Here is a 14,292-nt window from a genome sequence, read left to right as displayed (position 1 = left end):
TCCAACACCCTTCAGGGCAAGAGTGGAATATCTTCCACCCGGCGCGGCGTACCGATAGGTGCCGTCGCCAGGCCCTTGCGCACTGCAGCGATGTCTTCCACGCTGGGGTATTGGCCGTTAAGCCAGTAGTCAAACACCCGCCGTGCGATAGGGGCCGCAACACCAGCGCCCCAGCCCGCGTTCTCGACAATGACGGCCAGGGCAATGCGCGGCTCTTCGGCCGGGGCAAATGCGATATAGAGCGCATGGTCGCGTTGGTGCTCTTCGAGCTTCTTGGCGTTGTACTTGTCTTTCTGCCCGATGGTGACTGCCTGCGCCGTCCCCGTCTTGCCCCCTGAAACGTAGCTCGCACCCGCAAATACATGGCTCCCGGTACCGCCCTGCGTGACGCCGACCATGGCGCGCTTGATCACGTCCACATTGGCCTTTTTGAACCCCAGATTGACCGGCTCTGGGCGCTCCACAGGGTGCTTTTCACGCGTCATCACGTCGGTGGTAAACATCCCTAGGTGGGGGGTATAGGCAATGCCGCCATTGGCCAGCGTGGCCGTTGCATGCGCCAGTTGCAAAATGGTGAAGTTGTTGTAGCCCTGCCCGATACCAAGCGAAATCGTCTCGCCAGCGTACCAGCGCCGCTGCTCGGGTCGCTTGTAGGCACTGCGCTTCCAGGCCTGGCTGGGCAGCACGCCACGCACTTCGCCCGGCAGGTCGATCCCCGTAATCTGGCCAAACCCCAATGGCGCCATGAAATCATGGATCGCGTCCACGCCCATGTCATTGGCCACCTGGTAGAAGTACACGTTGCTCGATAGCATGATGGCACGGTACATATCCACCGGCCCCAGAGCATGGTCGCCATGGCTGCGGAAGGTGTGCCCACCAAAGGTCCAGGAGGCATTGTCCTGTGTAATGGCTCCGGGAGTTCGCTTCCCCGTCTCCAGCGCTGCCAGTCCCATGAAGGGTTTGTAGGTCGAGCCGACTGGGTAGGTGCCACGCAGCGCGCGGTTGAGCAGGGGCTTGTCGAGCGACTCGTTGAGCGCCGTCCAGTTCTCGAAGTCAATCCCTTCGACAAACAGGTTCGGATCGAAGGTGGGCTTGCTGACCATGGCCAGCACTTCACCGTTGCGCGGATCAATCGCCACCAGGGCACCACGTCGGTCGCCAAACAGGTCTTCGATCATGCGCTGCAACTTGATGTCCAGCGTCAGCGTCACGGTGTTGCCGGGCGTGGCGGGAAAGCTCTGCAGTTTGCGCACCGCCCGGCCGCCGGCAGAGGTCTCCATTTGCTCTACCCCAGTTTCGCCATGGAGCTGCGACTCAAAGCTCTGCTCAACGCCCAGCTTGCCAATGTAGTCGGTACCACGGTAGTTGGCTTCGTCGTCAGAGTCCTGGATGCGTGCCTTCTCGGCTTCATTGATGCGCCCGATGTACCCAATGGCGTGGCTCGCAGTTTCGCCAAACGGGTAGTTGCGAAACAGCCTGGCCTTCACCTCCACGCCTGGAAACCGGTAGTTTTGCGCAGCAAAACGTGCCACCTCGGCGTCGGTGAGCCGGGTGCGCAGGGGAAGCGACTCAAAGTTGCGCGACTCTTCCATCAAGCGCTTGAAGCGCCGGCGGTCGCGCGGCGTGATCTCGACAATCTGCGCCAGACTGTTGATCGTGTCCTCCAGAACCCCCGCCTTGGAAGGCGTGATTTCGAGCGTGTACGCAGCATAGTTGCTGGCGAGCACGACCCCGTTCCGATCCTTGATAAGCCCACGATTGGGCACGATGGGGACGATGGCCGTGCGGTTGCTTTCGGCCTGCTCGGCCAAATCTTCGTGCCGCACCACCTGCAAAAAGACCAGCCGTGCCACCAGCAAGCAAAACGCCAGCAGCACCACGGCGCCGACAATCCAGATCCGCGTGCGAAAACGCGAGGCGTCGGCCTCGACATTGCGCAACTCCGTCATGGATGGCGCTTCTCGTCGCGATCCGGTGCCCGCCGCTGGGGCGCGAGCAACAGCCAGCTTGCGGGGGCCCAGAGCAAGGCTTCGAGCACGGGTGCGAGCGCAACGCTCCAGCTAGGCAGGCCGCCCCCTGCCAATAGGCCAACGACCACCAAGACGGCATGCGCCAAAGCAAAAAACCCCGCCATTTGGGGTGCTTGAGAAACCGCCGAATACCACAACAGCCGGCGGTGTGCGAGCGCCACCCCGTACATCAACACCGCATAGGCCAACGCGTGCTGGCCGAGCAAAGAAGACTGCTGCACATCCATGCACAGACCCAAGGCAAACGCCACCCCCATACCGACGCGCAGGGGCTGGTGCATGCCCCAGAATGCCAGCAGCAAGATGAGTGCATCAGGCATCCAGGGCCTTGGCCCCAGCGGCAGCATGTTGAGCGCCAGCGCAGCCAACAAGCTGACCACGATAAAAGCCGGCCTGACCGGCATCAGCAGCAACTGTCCGCGCGGCATGATCATGCGGCACCTCCTGGCAGCGCTGGGCACACCCCATCACGCACATCGATGCACTGAACCATCATTTGCGTGGCTTCTTCTTTGGTGTTGATGCAGGAGCCTCGGGCGACGGCAGCGCTTGCGGCAGGTCATTCGTCGCAGGCGAGAGCAGCAGCACATGCTGGGCACCTTGCACGCGCGCAAGCGGCGCGCAGTACACGCGCGCAAAGGCAAGGTCCGCCCGACGCTCCACACGCACCACGCGGGCGACCGGCAGGCCTGGTGGGTATACGCGGTCCATGCCGCTGGTGGTCAGCAGGTCCCCTTCCTGAATATCGGCATTGGCCTGCATGAAGCGCAGTTCCATGCCCCCGCCATGGCTGAGCACCGGGTCACCATAGGCCACACCGCGTTGTCCGGTACGCACGTTGAGCACGGGAATGGCCTGGTCCTTGTCGATGAGCAGGGTCGCTTCGCTGTAGAAAGGATGCACGCGCGTGATCTGGCCCAGTACACCGAGCGCATCCACCACGGGGGAGCCTGGCTCCACGCCTGACGTCTGGCCTGCGTCCACCACCACGCGGCGGCTGTAGGGATCGGCGGTGTCGTAGAGAATTTGCGCCGCCCGCGCCGAAACCTTGGTGCGGGTACGCAGATCGAGCAACTGGCGCAAGCGCTCATTCTCCAGTTCCAGCTGGTCCAGTTGGTTGGCGCGCAGCGACGACGCGAGCCATTTCTGACGCGCCTCCTTGGCCTCGGCCTGCGCCGTCTCCAGCGACTCCATATAGGTGCTGCTGCGCCCCAGAAGGTTCGCCGGCTGCAGCATCAGCCACTGCACAGGATAGAGCACGGTGGCCACCACATTGCGCAGTGGCTCCGTCACATGAAGACGGGCATCGGCCACCATCAAAAACAGCGCCAAGGCGCTGTAGAGAATCAATTGCGCCCGAGGCGTTGGTCCCGGGCGCATGAAGGATGGGGCGCTCCGTTCAAGGGTACCGTGCGGCATGGCGCCTCCCTTTCACAGCGACGAACCGCCGTGCGCAGGGCTCATTCACTGGTAAAGATACTTCCTGCACGGTCCATGCGCTCTAAGGCTATACCGCAGCCGCGTACCACACAGGTCAGCGGGTCTTCCGCCACCAGCACCGGCAGGCCGGTTTCTTCGGCCAGCAGGCGGTCCAGGTCGCGCAAGAGCGCGCCACCCCCGGTCAGCATCATGCCGCGCTCGGCAATGTCGGCACCGAGTTCGGGCGGAGTTTGCTCCAGCGCATTCTTCACCGCCGAAACAATCTGGTTGAGGGGTTCGGTCAGGGCTTCCAGCACCTCGTTGCTGGAAATGGTGAAGCTGCGCGGCACACCCTCGCTGAGGTTGCGACCCCGCACTTCCATCTCGCGCACTTCCGAGCCGGGAAAGGCCGAACCGATTTTCTTCTTGATCGCTTCCGCCGTCGGCTCCCCGATGAGCATGCCGTAGTTGCGCCGGATGTAGCTGATGATGGCTTCGTCGAACTTGTCGCCGCCGACGCGCACACTGCCTTTGTAAACCATGCCGCCGAGCGAGATCACGCCCACCTCCGTGGTGCCGCCGCCAATGTCCACCACCATGGAGCCCGAGGCCTCGGACACCGGCAGGCCGGCGCCGATGCCCGCAGCCATGGGCTCTTCAATGAGGTAGACCGACGTGGCACCCGCCGCCTCTGCCGCGTCCTTGATGGCGCGGCGCTCGACCTGCGTGGAGCCACAGGGCACGCAGATGATGATGCGCGGGCTGGGCGTGAGCAAGGTGCGCGGGTGCACCATCTTGATGAACTGCTTGATCATCTGCTCGGTGATGACGAAATCGGCAATCACGCCATCCTTCATCGGACGAATGGCTTCGATGTTGCCGGGCACCTTCCCGAGCATGGCCTTGGCTTCGCGGCCGACCGCCTGAATCACCTTCTTGCCGTGCGGCCCACTTTCATGGCGGATGGCGACGACCGAAGGCTCATCCAGCACGATGCCCTTGTCGCGGGCAAAAATCAGGGTGTTCGCGGTGCCGAGGTCAATCGCGAGGTCGGTAGAAAAATACCGACGAAAAACTCCAAACATTCAAGAATCCTCTCGGGCACGGCACGCGCGTCGGCCTGCCATCGCCGTGTTACATGGGTAAAAATCGTGCCTGAAATGCCGACAAGAAGGTGCCATCCTGACGCCGGAGGAACCCATAAGCAAAAGTTTTAGTGGGACTTTGCGCACAAGTAGCGTCAGTTTCCAGGGCTTTTCGACAAAGGCGGGATAATACCGCATCCCCTGTGAATAACTCTTCCCTGCGCGCCCTTCGCAGGAGCTTTACATCCGGTTTCGAACCCCTCATTCCCATGGCACTCACCCACCAGGAGATCGGCCGCATCGCCCATCTGGCCCGACTTGACCTCAGCGACGATGAAAGTGGGCACATGCTCACCCAATTGAACGGCTTTTTCGACATCGTCGAGCAGATTCGCGCGGTAGACACTTCCGGCATCGCGCCGCTGACCCACCCGGTCGCCGCCGTTGCGCCGGTGGTTCTGCGCTTGCGGGACGACATCGCCAGTGAGCCCGATCAGCGCACCGCCAACCAGCAAAACGCCCCTGCAGTCGAGCGCGGCCTGTTCCTCGTGCCGCGGGTGATCGAATGAGCGCCGCCATGAGTTCCCACGGACTTGCCCTCCACGAGATGCCGCTGTCCACGCTGGCGCAGGCCCTGCGCTCGCGCCGGGTCAGCGCGCTGGAAGCCACCGAGCATTTTCTCGCGCGCATGCGCCAGCACCAGAGCCTGGGCGCGTTTCTCGCCGTGGACGAAGACGCCAGCCGCGCCCAGGCCCGCCTGGCCGACGAGCGGCTGGCCGCAGGCAGCACGGCAGCGTTGGAAGGCGTGCCGCTGGCGCACAAGGATATCTTTGTCACGCGCGATTTCCCAACCACCGCCGGCTCGCGCATGCTGGCCGGCTACCGCTCGCCGTTCGACGCCACCGTGGTGCGCAAGCTCGCTGAAGCCGGCGCTGTCACGCTGGGCAAGCTCAACTGCGACGAATTCGCCATGGGCTCGGCCAACGAGAACTCTGCCACTGTTCCCGTGGGTTTTGACAGCGCGCAGCCAGTGCGCAACCCCTGGGACAGCACGCGCATTCCCGGTGGCTCGTCCGGCGGCAGTGCCGTAGCGGTGGCAGCACGGTTGGTACCAGCCACCACGGGCACCGATACCGGCGGCTCGATCCGCCAGCCGGCAGGGTTTTGCGGCATCACGGGCATCAAACCCACTTATGGCCGGGCATCGCGCTACGGCATGGTGGCCTTTGCCTCCAGCCTGGACCAGGCGGGACCTCTGGCGCGCACGGCAGAAGATTGTGCGCTGCTGCTGTCCGCCATGTGCGGGCCGGACCCGGACCGGGATTCGACCTCGCTCGACCGCCCTGCCGAAGACTTCAGTCGCCAACTGAACGACTCGCTCGACGGCCTGCGCATCGGTATGCCGAAGGAGTTCTTTGCCGACGGCGTTGCGCCAGGCGTGCGCGCCGCCCTCGACGCTGCGCTCAAGGAATACGAGAAACTGGGCGCCCACCTGGTCCCCATCTCGCTGCCGCGCACCGAGCTGGCCATCCCGGTGTACTACATCATTGCCCCGGCTGAGGCGAGCTCCAACCTCAGCCGTTTCGACGGCGTGAAGTTCGGCCACCGCGCCAAGGACTACACCGACCTGATGGACATGTACAAGAAGACGCGCGCCGAGGGCTTTGGCGACGAGGTCAAGCGCCGGATCATGATCGGCACCTACGTGCTCTCGCACGGCTACTACGACGCCTACTATCTGCAGGCGCAAAAGATTCGCCGCATGATTGCCGACGACTTCCAGCAGGCCTTCAAGGCATGCGACGTGATTGCCGGGCCCGTGGCACCCAGCGTCGCCTGGAAGATTGGCGAGCACGGCAGCGACCCGCTGGCCGACTACCTGGCCGACATCTTCACCCTGCCCGCCTCGCTCGCGGGGCTCCCCGGCATGAGCGTGCCGGCTGGGTTTGGCGAGCACGGCATGCCGGTGGGCCTGCAGCTCATTGGCAATTATTTCCAGGAAGCGCAATTGCTGAACGCCGCACACCGTTTGCAGCAAGCCACCGATTTCCACCTGCGCACACCTACAGGCTTCTGACATGAGCGCCCCCTTGATCCACGGCTACGAAGTCGTCATCGGCTTCGAAACGCACACGCAACTGGCCACGCGCAGCAAAATCTTCAGCCGCGCCTCGACCGCCTTCGGCGCCGAACCCAACACACAGGCCTGCGCGGTCGACCTGGCCCTTCCCGGTACGCTGCCGGTGATGAACCGCGAAGCGGTGCAGTGCGCTATTAAATTAGGACTTGCTCTTGGCTCCCACATTGCCCTAGAGAGCATTTTTTCTAGAAAAAACTACTTCTACCCGGACTTGCCCAAGGGCTACCAGATCAGCCAGTTCGAGATTCCCGTTGTGCAGGGCGGCGAGGTGTCCTTCCTGCTTGGCGATGAGCAGAAAACCGTCCGCCTGGTGCGCGCGCACCTGGAAGAAGACGCCGGCAAATCGCTGCACGAAGACTTCATTGGCCAGTCGGGCATCGACCTGAACCGCGCCGGCACGCCGCTCTTGGAGATCGTCACCGAGCCCGATATGCGTTCATCCGCCGAAGCGGTGGCCTATGCGCGCGAGCTGCACAAGCTCGTCACCTGGATCGGCATCTGCGACGGCAACATGCAGGAAGGGTCGTTCCGCTGCGATGCCAACGTGTCCGTGCGCAAGCCCGGTGCGCCCCTGGGTACGCGGCGCGAGATCAAGAATCTCAACAGCTTTCGCAACATGCAGCAGGCGATGGACTATGAGATTCGCTGGCAGATCGAAGAGCTGGAAGACGGCCGCGCCATCGAGCAGGCCACCGTGCTGTTCAATCCTGACACCGGCGAGACGCGCGCCATGCGCAGCAAGGAAGATTCGGCGGACTACCGCTACTTCCCCGACCCCGATCTGCCGCCGCTGGTGATTGCGCCGGAGTGGATAGAGGCCACCCGCGCCACCATGGGCGAGTTGCCGCGGGCCATGGCGGCGCGCTTCGTTGGTGGCTATGGCCTGCCCGAGTACGACGCAGCCATCCTGACGCAAAGCAAGGCCATGGCGGCGTATTTCGAGGAGGCTGCCAAGGCCAGCGAGCAGCCCAAACTTGCCAGCAATTGGATCATGGGCGAGCTGGCCCGGCGCCTCAATGCCCAAGAGCAGGACATCCACCAGTCGCCCGTGAGCGCACAGCAACTGGCGCAACTGATCAAGCGCATCGTCGATGCCACCATCTCCAACAACGCCGCCCGCCAGGTGTTTGAAGCGCTGTGGAGCGGCGCGGGCAGCGAGGTGGACGCGCTCATCGATTCTCTCGGCCTGCGCCAGATGAACGACAGCAGCGCGCTAGAAAAAATCATCGACGACGTCATTGCCGCCAACGCCGACAACGTGGCACAGTTCCGCGCCGGCAAGGACAAGGCCTTCAACGCGCTGGTGGGCCAAGTGATGAAGGCCAGCAAAGGCAAGGCCAACCCGCAGCAGGTCAACGATTTGCTGCGCCAACGCCTCGCCTGAACGCCGCCTGCGGGCGAAACTACTGCGCCGCCGTTCCCGCAGGCACGGACGGCTCGGTGGCCCGAGTCCCCCACAACTGGCGCAGCTGCGCCAGTTCGACGTCAAACCGCTTGTTGACGCGCTGCTTCTCCTGCCCCTGGCTGAGAATGAACCGCTGCTGCTCCTGGATTTCCGCATCGTTGGCGGCCACCTCGCGCTGCAGCTTCATGGGGGCTTTGGCGGGGTCCTTCTTGTAGAACTCCATTTCGGCATCGATTGCCTTGCGGGCCTCTTTCAGCGCTTGAATCCGCTTCACGGCCACTGCCGTGACGGAATCAACGGTTTCAAGCGCCGCGGCCCGCTCTGCATCATGTGCGGCACGGTTCGGGTAGCGCGCCACCAGCACACGTTCGCGGCGCTTCTCATCGGCAACCCGGTTGGCTTCGTCTTGTTGCTTGCGCAACTGCGCGGCCTGGACAGCTTTTTCATGTTCCGTGAGACTGGGGCCAATCACGCGCCGCACGGTGCCGGTCGGCCCCAGTTCGCGCTGCTCACGGTCGATGCAGGCGGCAATGGGCCGATCTGACGTGATGCGTCGGCCGCTGGCATCGACACAGGTGTAGATGCCGCCCGTGGAAGCGTCTTCCGCGTGCGCGCCCGCCTGCACCAGCAAGGCGATTGCGATTCCTGCGCTCCAGACCAATGCGTTCAATGCGTCACCCTTCAGCAACTCCGTACCGCTGGCGGTACGCCAGCACCCGCTCGCGGTGCTGCAACATGTCAGTACCCCGCGTTTCCGAAAGATACAGCAATAAGTCTGCCAGGCAGGCAATGGCACAGACTTCAAGTCCCAGCGCACGGCGTACGTACTGCACCGCGCTGTAGTCCACGTCGCGGCCATCCTCGGTTGCCTTTTCCTGGCGGTCAAGTGCGACCACCATGGCGTGCGGGGTGGCGCCCGCCTTCACGATCAGTTTGATCGACTCGCGCGCCGCGGTGCCTGCGGACATCACATCGTCCACGATCAGCACGCGCCCGGCGAGCGGCGCCCCCACCAGGGTTCCGCCTTCGCCGTGGTCCTTGGCTTCCTTGCGGTTGTAGGCAAAGGGGACGTTGCGCCCGCGCCGCGCCAGCTCGACAGCCAACGTGGCCGCCAAGGGAATGCCCTTGTACGCCGGGCCGAACACCATGTCGAACTCGATACCGCTGGCGATCAGGGCATTTGCATAGAATTGGGCAAGGCGCCCCAGCGTGGCGCCGTCGTTGAACAGGCCGGCGTTGAAAAAATACGGGCTCATGCGGCCCGCCTTGGTCTTGAATTCGCCGAATCCAAGCACGCCGGCCTCGACGGCAAAGCGCACAAATTCTTGCGCCATCGCACCGGCAGGTGCCTGCGCTGCATCCACATCCGACATGGGAAACTCCTTGTTCAAGCTCACCAGCCTCAACCTTAACGGCATCCGCTCAGCCACTACCAAGGGGCTTGAACAGTGGCTGCACACGCTGCGACCGGATTGTATTTGTGTGCAAGAGGTCAAGGCACAACAATCTGACGTGGCCGGCCGCTTCGAGCAACTTGCGGGTCTGGACGGACATTTTCACTTCGCGCAGAAAAAGGGCTACTCCGGCGTCGGCGTCTACACCCGCCACGAACCCAGCGACGTGCGCACCGGCTACGGTTCGGAAGAATTCGACGCCGAGGGGCGCTATGTCGAGCTGCGCTTCGACACCCCTGCGCGCAAGCTCTCCATCATCAGCGCCTACTTTCCCAGCGGATCGTCCGGCGAAGAGCGCCAGCAGGCCAAGTTCCGCTTTCTGGAACAGTTCCACCCGCACCTGGTGCAATGCCGGGGCGAGCGCGAGTTCATTTTGTGCGGCGACATCAACATTGCGCACCAGCAAATCGATCTCAAAAACTGGCGCAGCAACCAGAAGAACAGCGGTTTTCTGCCCGAAGAACGCGCCTGGATGACAAAACTGTTGCACACAACTGACCCAAGCGAAGGCCTGGTGGATGTCTACCGCCTGCTGCACCCCGAAACGACGGACGAGGCCTACACCTGGTGGAGCAATCGCGGTCAGGCCTGGGCCAACAACGTGGGCTGGCGGCTCGACTACCATCTGGCGAGCCCCGCAATGGCCCAGCTGGCACGGTCGGCCAGCATCTACAAAACGCAGCGCTTTTCCGACCACGCACCGCTCACCATCGACTACGCGTTGGCCCTGTAACCGAAGCCGCTGTGATGCGGCCCACTGCCCTGGATGAAAAGCACTGCCATGGATTCTCTGCCTGCCGCGACTCAGCACGAAACGCCGCCGCCCAGCCCGCATTTCGAGCCGCACGATTCCGACGCGCTTTGGCAGCTGATCAATTCCCCGCATCCGGTGGTGGGTACGGCCAAGCATCTGGGCGAGGCTTTGGTCAATGCCGGCATGGTGCGCGCGGCGGCGCTGGCCGAGGCCTTGCAGTTGCAGCGCCAGGAGCGCGCGCAGGGTGTTCACCGCCTGATCGGGCAAATTCTCATCGGCGGCGGCGAACTCACACAAGACCAGTTGCGCCAGGTCATTGCCGCCTGGCTGGGTGACTACGTGGTCAACCCTGGGCAGCTCCATCCCGATACGGCCGCGTTGGCACTGGTGCCGCGCCTGGTAGCTGAACGCGAATCGGTGCTGCCGCTGCTGGCGCGGGACGATGCACTGGTGGTGCTGGTGGTGGACCCGCTGGACCGCGTGCTGCTCGACGAGCTTCGCTTTTTGACGCAGCGCCGCCTGATCGCCCTGCGCGCGGCGCCAGGCACGCTGGCGCCCGCCATTGCCAAGGCGTATGCCATCCACCCAGGAGACAACCCCAAAATCGCGCCGCGCCCCGACAGTGCGGCAGCCAACAACGCCGCCCGCGCCAGCGCACGGGACCTGGCCAGCACCCTGGATAGCGCGACGCCCGACGGCGCAGGCGAAGCGGCCGACGTGGTGAACGAGTCGGACAACACCCTGGTGCGCTTGATCAATTCGCTGATCACCGAGGCCATTGCCCAGCGCGCCTCGGACATCCACATCGAAACCGAAATGCCACCCCGGCCCCTGCGCATACGCCTGCGTGTGGACGGCGAGTTGCGGCCTTATCTCGAACTGCCCGCGCGCTATCGGTTCGCCATGGTGGCGCGCCTCAAGATCATGGCCAGCATGGACATCTCCGAGCACCGGAAGCCGCAGGACGGGAAAATCGATTTCTCGCGCTTTGGCGGCCCACCGGTAGAACTGCGCGTGGTCACCGTGCCAACTTCGCGCGGCCTCGAAGACGTGGTGCTGCGCCTGCTGGCCGGCGCCAAGCCGCTGCCGATCGACGGCATCGGCCTGAGCCCTGCCAACCTGACGGCCCTGCGCCGCATGGTGCAGAAAAGCTATGGTCTGGTGCTGGTGTGCGGCCCCACGGGCTGCGGCAAGACAACGACCTTGCATTCGGTGATCAGCGACATCAACACCGCCGGTCGCAAGATCTGGACCGCCGAAGACCCGATTGAGATCACCCAGAGCGGGCTGCGCCAGGTGCAAATGAACCCGCGCATCGGCTGGACCTTTGCCGCGGCCATGCGCACCTTTCTGCGCGCCGACCCCGACGTCATCATGATTGGCGAAATGCGCGACGAGGAAACCGCGCGCATCGCCGTCGAGGCCTCGCTCACCGGGCACCTGGTGCTCTCCACCCTGCACACCAACTCGGCGCCCGAGAGCATCGCGCGGTTGCTGGAAATCGGGATCGACCCGTTCAATTTTTCCGATTCGCTGCTCGCCATCCTGGCCCAGCGCCTGGTGCGGCGCCTGTGCACCGCCTGTCGCCAGGCCGTACCGGCGGACATGGCGAGGCTGGACGAGCTTGCCGAGCAGTACCTTGCCAGCACCTCCGACAGTGGCCCCGAGGCACGCGCCACGCAAATCGCGCGCTGGCGTTCAGCCCACGGCAAGGTGGACGGCAGCATTTCCCTGTGGCGCTGCGTCGGCTGCGACAAGTGCGAACAGAGTGGTTACCACGGCCGCCTGGGAATTCACGAACTCATGCTGAGCGACGACACCATCCGCCAGCACATTCGCCACCGTGCGTCGGCCAGCGAAATCCGCCATTCGGCGCTGGTCGCCGGCATGCGCACGCTGCGCCAGGACGGCATCGACAAGGTGCTGCAAGGCCTGACCGATATCAGCGAAGTGCTGGCCGCGACCAACCTCTGACACTTGCAAGGTATGGGGCGCGGCGCGCCCCGGCCGTACCGGCAGGGGCAGCTCAGGCCATCAGCGCCAACGCCGCCAGCGCCGCCGTCTCGGCGCGCAGCACGCGCGGGCCAAGACCGACGGGAACGAAGCCCTGCGCCAGCGCAGCCTCTTCTTCAAAGGGGCTTAGCCCGCCTTCCGGACCTGACAGGAACACCGCAGGGCCCGCCTCTGCAAGGCGGGTTTTCAAAGGCACACTGCCTGCGCGCAGCGACAGCAGCAGGCGCTGCGCGGGCGCAGCCCCGGCAGGTCCGGCCAGCCAGTCGCTCAAATCCAGCGCCTGCGCGACCAGCGGCACGCGGTTGCGCCCGCACTGTTCACAGGCGGCGATGGCGATGGCCTGCCAGTGGGCACGCTTTTTGTCGGCGCGCTCGCCCTTGAGCTTGAGCACGCTGCGCTCGGCCAGCAGCGGGGTGATGCTGGCGGCGCCCAGCTCGGCGGCCTTTTCCACCAGCCAGTCCATGCGCTCGTTCGCCGTGATACCGGCCACCAGATGCACCTCCCACGCCGCCTCGCGCTCAATCGCTTGGTGGGCGCCCACTTCGGCGCGCACGCTGCTGCGGCCCATGTGGGTGATGCGCGCCTCGAACTCGCCCCTTGGGCCAGCCGCCTCCAGGCCACCGTGAAACAGCGTGATGGCATCACCCGGCTGCAGGCGCAGCACTTGTACGTGGCGCGCGGCGCCTGCAGGCAGCTCCAGTTCAGCGCCGCTGGCCATGTCGACTGGGCAATAAAAACGGGGCATTGCTTCTAAATAAATAGCTGCTAGCGCTTACTGGATAAGCGCTAGAGGCCTATTTTGTATGAAATCTACATCCGCCCGTAGGCGTAACCGACCGGGGCCGCATCGCCTTCGATCTGGTCCAGCAGCCGCGCCAAAGGCCCCAGCTCCCGGTAGCGGCGGGCCGTGGCACGGAGGTAACCGATGAAGCGCGGCGCATCCGCCAAGTATTTGGGCTTACCGTCGCGCAGGGTCAGGCGGGCAAAGATGCCGGCTACTTTCAGGTGGCGCTGCAGGCCCATCCACTCAACGCTGCGGTAGAACGCGCCAAAATCGTCGCCCCAGCCGCTGGCGCTGGCGCGGCCCAAAAGGCCGGCCTTGCGCGCCAGCTCCCAGTAGCGCACGGTGATGTCGAGCACGAACTCTTCGTCCCAACTGATGAAGGCGTCGCGCAGCAGGCTGGCAATGTCGTAGGTGATGGGGCCATAGACCGCATCCTGAAAGTCGAGCACGCCCAACGGGCCGCCCTCACCCACAGGGGCCATCAGGTTCCGCATCATGAAGTCGCGGTGCACGTACACGCTGGGCACGCTCAGGTTTTCCGCCACGATGCGGTCAAACGCAGTGGACAACACTTGCTGCTGCGCCTCGCTGAGCACCACCTGGCGGTGCTGCGCCACGTACCAATCGGGAAACAGTGCCAGCTCGCGGCGCAGCAAGGCCGCGTCGTAAGGGGGCAGCACGCCAGGGCGCGAAGCCAATTGCCACTGCAGCAGCACGTCCGTTGCCTGGCGGTACCAGGCGTTTGCCGCTTGCGGGTCGGCAGCATCGAGGCGTTCGATGACGGTGTGCTGGCCCAGGTCGGAGAGCAGCAGGAAACCATGTGCTTTGTCCCATTCCAGGATGTCCGGCACGTTCAAGCCGGCGCGCTGCATCAAGCCCTGCACGTGGACGAAGGGCGCGCAGTCTTCCCGATCGGGCGGCGCGTCCATGACAATGCGGCTCTCGCCGGGGACGCAGGTGTCCAGGCGCAGGTAGCGGCGAAAGCTGGCGTCGGCCGAGGCCGGGCGCAGCGTCTCGGGGCGCAGGCCGTGGCGCTCGACCAGCGGGGCGAGCCACTGGGTGAATTGCGCCTGGCGAAGGATGTCAGGCCAGGTAACGGCGCCCGTGCCCGGCGTGTTGGTGGAGTGGCTCATGGATAATCCGATTCTACAAACCCGGCCCGCGCAGCGCGGGCCTTTGCCAGTGCTGGGGCTGCAAGGCAGCCG

The 14,292-nt window shown here is 64.4% G+C and carries 13 protein-coding genes; 5 read left to right on the top strand and 8 right to left on the bottom strand.

The window, feature by feature from the left end; all coding sequences use genetic code 11:
* Positions 1 to 11: 11 nt before the first annotated feature.
* From mrdA to AC07ZH_RS04820, 4 genes are read right to left on the bottom strand one after another with little or no spacing between them, the layout of a single operon-like run.
* A complete protein-coding gene (gene mrdA, locus AC07ZH_RS04835; RefSeq protein ID WP_119109743.1) occupies positions 12 to 1,952 on the bottom strand; it encodes a penicillin-binding protein 2 in 1,941 nt (646 codons plus the stop codon).
* Entirely contained in the window at positions 1,949 to 2,467 is a 519-nt protein-coding gene (gene mreD, locus AC07ZH_RS04830) for a rod shape-determining protein MreD (RefSeq protein ID WP_495198790.1), read from the bottom strand. Before mreD ends, mrdA begins: the two co-directional genes overlap by 4 nt.
* Positions 2,468 to 2,525: 58 nt before the next feature.
* Positions 2,526 to 3,452 carry a rod shape-determining protein MreC gene (mreC, locus tag AC07ZH_RS04825; protein WP_495198789.1) on the bottom strand — a complete coding sequence of 309 codons (927 nt, stop codon included), beginning with the start codon at positions 3,450 to 3,452 and terminating at the stop codon, positions 2,526 to 2,528.
* Between the two features lie 41 nt (positions 3,453 to 3,493).
* A complete protein-coding gene (locus AC07ZH_RS04820; RefSeq protein WP_119109740.1) occupies positions 3,494 to 4,537 on the bottom strand; it encodes a rod shape-determining protein in 1,044 nt (347 codons plus the stop codon).
* A 269-nt stretch (positions 4,538 to 4,806) separates the two neighbouring features.
* Here AC07ZH_RS04820 and gatC point away from each other — a divergent pair, with 269 nt between their 5' ends.
* From gatC to gatB, 3 genes are read left to right on the top strand one after another with little or no spacing between them, the layout of a single operon-like run.
* Positions 4,807 to 5,106, top strand: a complete 300-nt coding sequence (gene gatC / locus AC07ZH_RS04815; RefSeq protein WP_495198788.1) for an Asp-tRNA(Asn)/Glu-tRNA(Gln) amidotransferase subunit GatC — start codon at positions 4,807 to 4,809, stop codon at positions 5,104 to 5,106.
* Positions 5,107 to 5,114: 8 nt separating this feature from the next.
* Complete coding sequence (gene gatA / locus AC07ZH_RS04810) at positions 5,115 to 6,614, top strand: Asp-tRNA(Asn)/Glu-tRNA(Gln) amidotransferase subunit GatA (protein ID WP_495198787.1); 1,500 nt, start codon at positions 5,115 to 5,117, stop codon at positions 6,612 to 6,614.
* A 1-nt stretch (position 6,615) separates the two neighbouring features.
* Entirely contained in the window at positions 6,616 to 8,061 is a 1,446-nt protein-coding gene (gatB, locus tag AC07ZH_RS04805) for an Asp-tRNA(Asn)/Glu-tRNA(Gln) amidotransferase subunit GatB (RefSeq protein WP_495198786.1), read from the top strand.
* Between the two features lie 19 nt (positions 8,062 to 8,080).
* Here the strand turns inward: gatB and AC07ZH_RS04800 are convergent, their stop codons facing one another.
* Positions 8,081 to 8,752 carry a DUF4124 domain-containing protein gene (locus AC07ZH_RS04800; protein ID WP_495198785.1) on the bottom strand — a complete coding sequence of 224 codons (672 nt, stop codon included), beginning with the start codon at positions 8,750 to 8,752 and terminating at the stop codon, positions 8,081 to 8,083.
* A gap of 4 nt (positions 8,753 to 8,756) precedes the next feature.
* Positions 8,757 to 9,455, bottom strand: a complete 699-nt coding sequence (gene pyrE / locus AC07ZH_RS04795; protein ID WP_495198784.1) for an orotate phosphoribosyltransferase — start codon at positions 9,453 to 9,455, stop codon at positions 8,757 to 8,759.
* Here pyrE and AC07ZH_RS04790 point away from each other — a divergent pair.
* Together AC07ZH_RS04790 and AC07ZH_RS04785 are read left to right on the top strand one after the other, a co-directional pair.
* Positions 9,454 to 10,269 carry an exodeoxyribonuclease III gene (locus AC07ZH_RS04790; protein ID WP_495198783.1) on the top strand — a complete coding sequence of 272 codons (816 nt, stop codon included), beginning with the start codon at positions 9,454 to 9,456 and terminating at the stop codon, positions 10,267 to 10,269. The two genes, pyrE and AC07ZH_RS04790, sit on opposite strands and share 2 nt — an antisense overlap.
* 48 nt (positions 10,270 to 10,317) lie before the next feature.
* Complete coding sequence (locus AC07ZH_RS04785; protein ID WP_495198782.1) at positions 10,318 to 12,264, top strand: GspE/PulE family protein; 1,947 nt, start codon at positions 10,318 to 10,320, stop codon at positions 12,262 to 12,264.
* A 52-nt stretch (positions 12,265 to 12,316) separates the two neighbouring features.
* Here AC07ZH_RS04785 and AC07ZH_RS04780 read toward each other — a convergent pair whose 3' ends face one another.
* Together AC07ZH_RS04780 and AC07ZH_RS04775 are read right to left on the bottom strand one after the other, a co-directional pair.
* On the bottom strand, positions 12,317 to 13,048 hold the full coding sequence (locus AC07ZH_RS04780; RefSeq protein ID WP_495198781.1) for a 16S rRNA (uracil(1498)-N(3))-methyltransferase: 732 nt from the start codon (positions 13,046 to 13,048) through the stop codon (positions 12,317 to 12,319).
* A 65-nt stretch (positions 13,049 to 13,113) separates the two neighbouring features.
* The gene (locus AC07ZH_RS04775) at positions 13,114 to 14,220 is read right to left on the bottom strand and encodes an aminoglycoside phosphotransferase family protein (protein ID WP_495198780.1); all 1,107 of its coding nucleotides are present in this window, start codon (positions 14,218 to 14,220) and stop codon (positions 13,114 to 13,116) included.
* Positions 14,221 to 14,292 lie beyond the last annotated feature (72 nt).

The organism is Simplicispira sp. GW247-4R2A, assembly GCF_059424465.1.
Note: the sequence above shows the minus strand (reverse complement) of the source record. Positions and strands in the feature narration are given on the sequence as shown.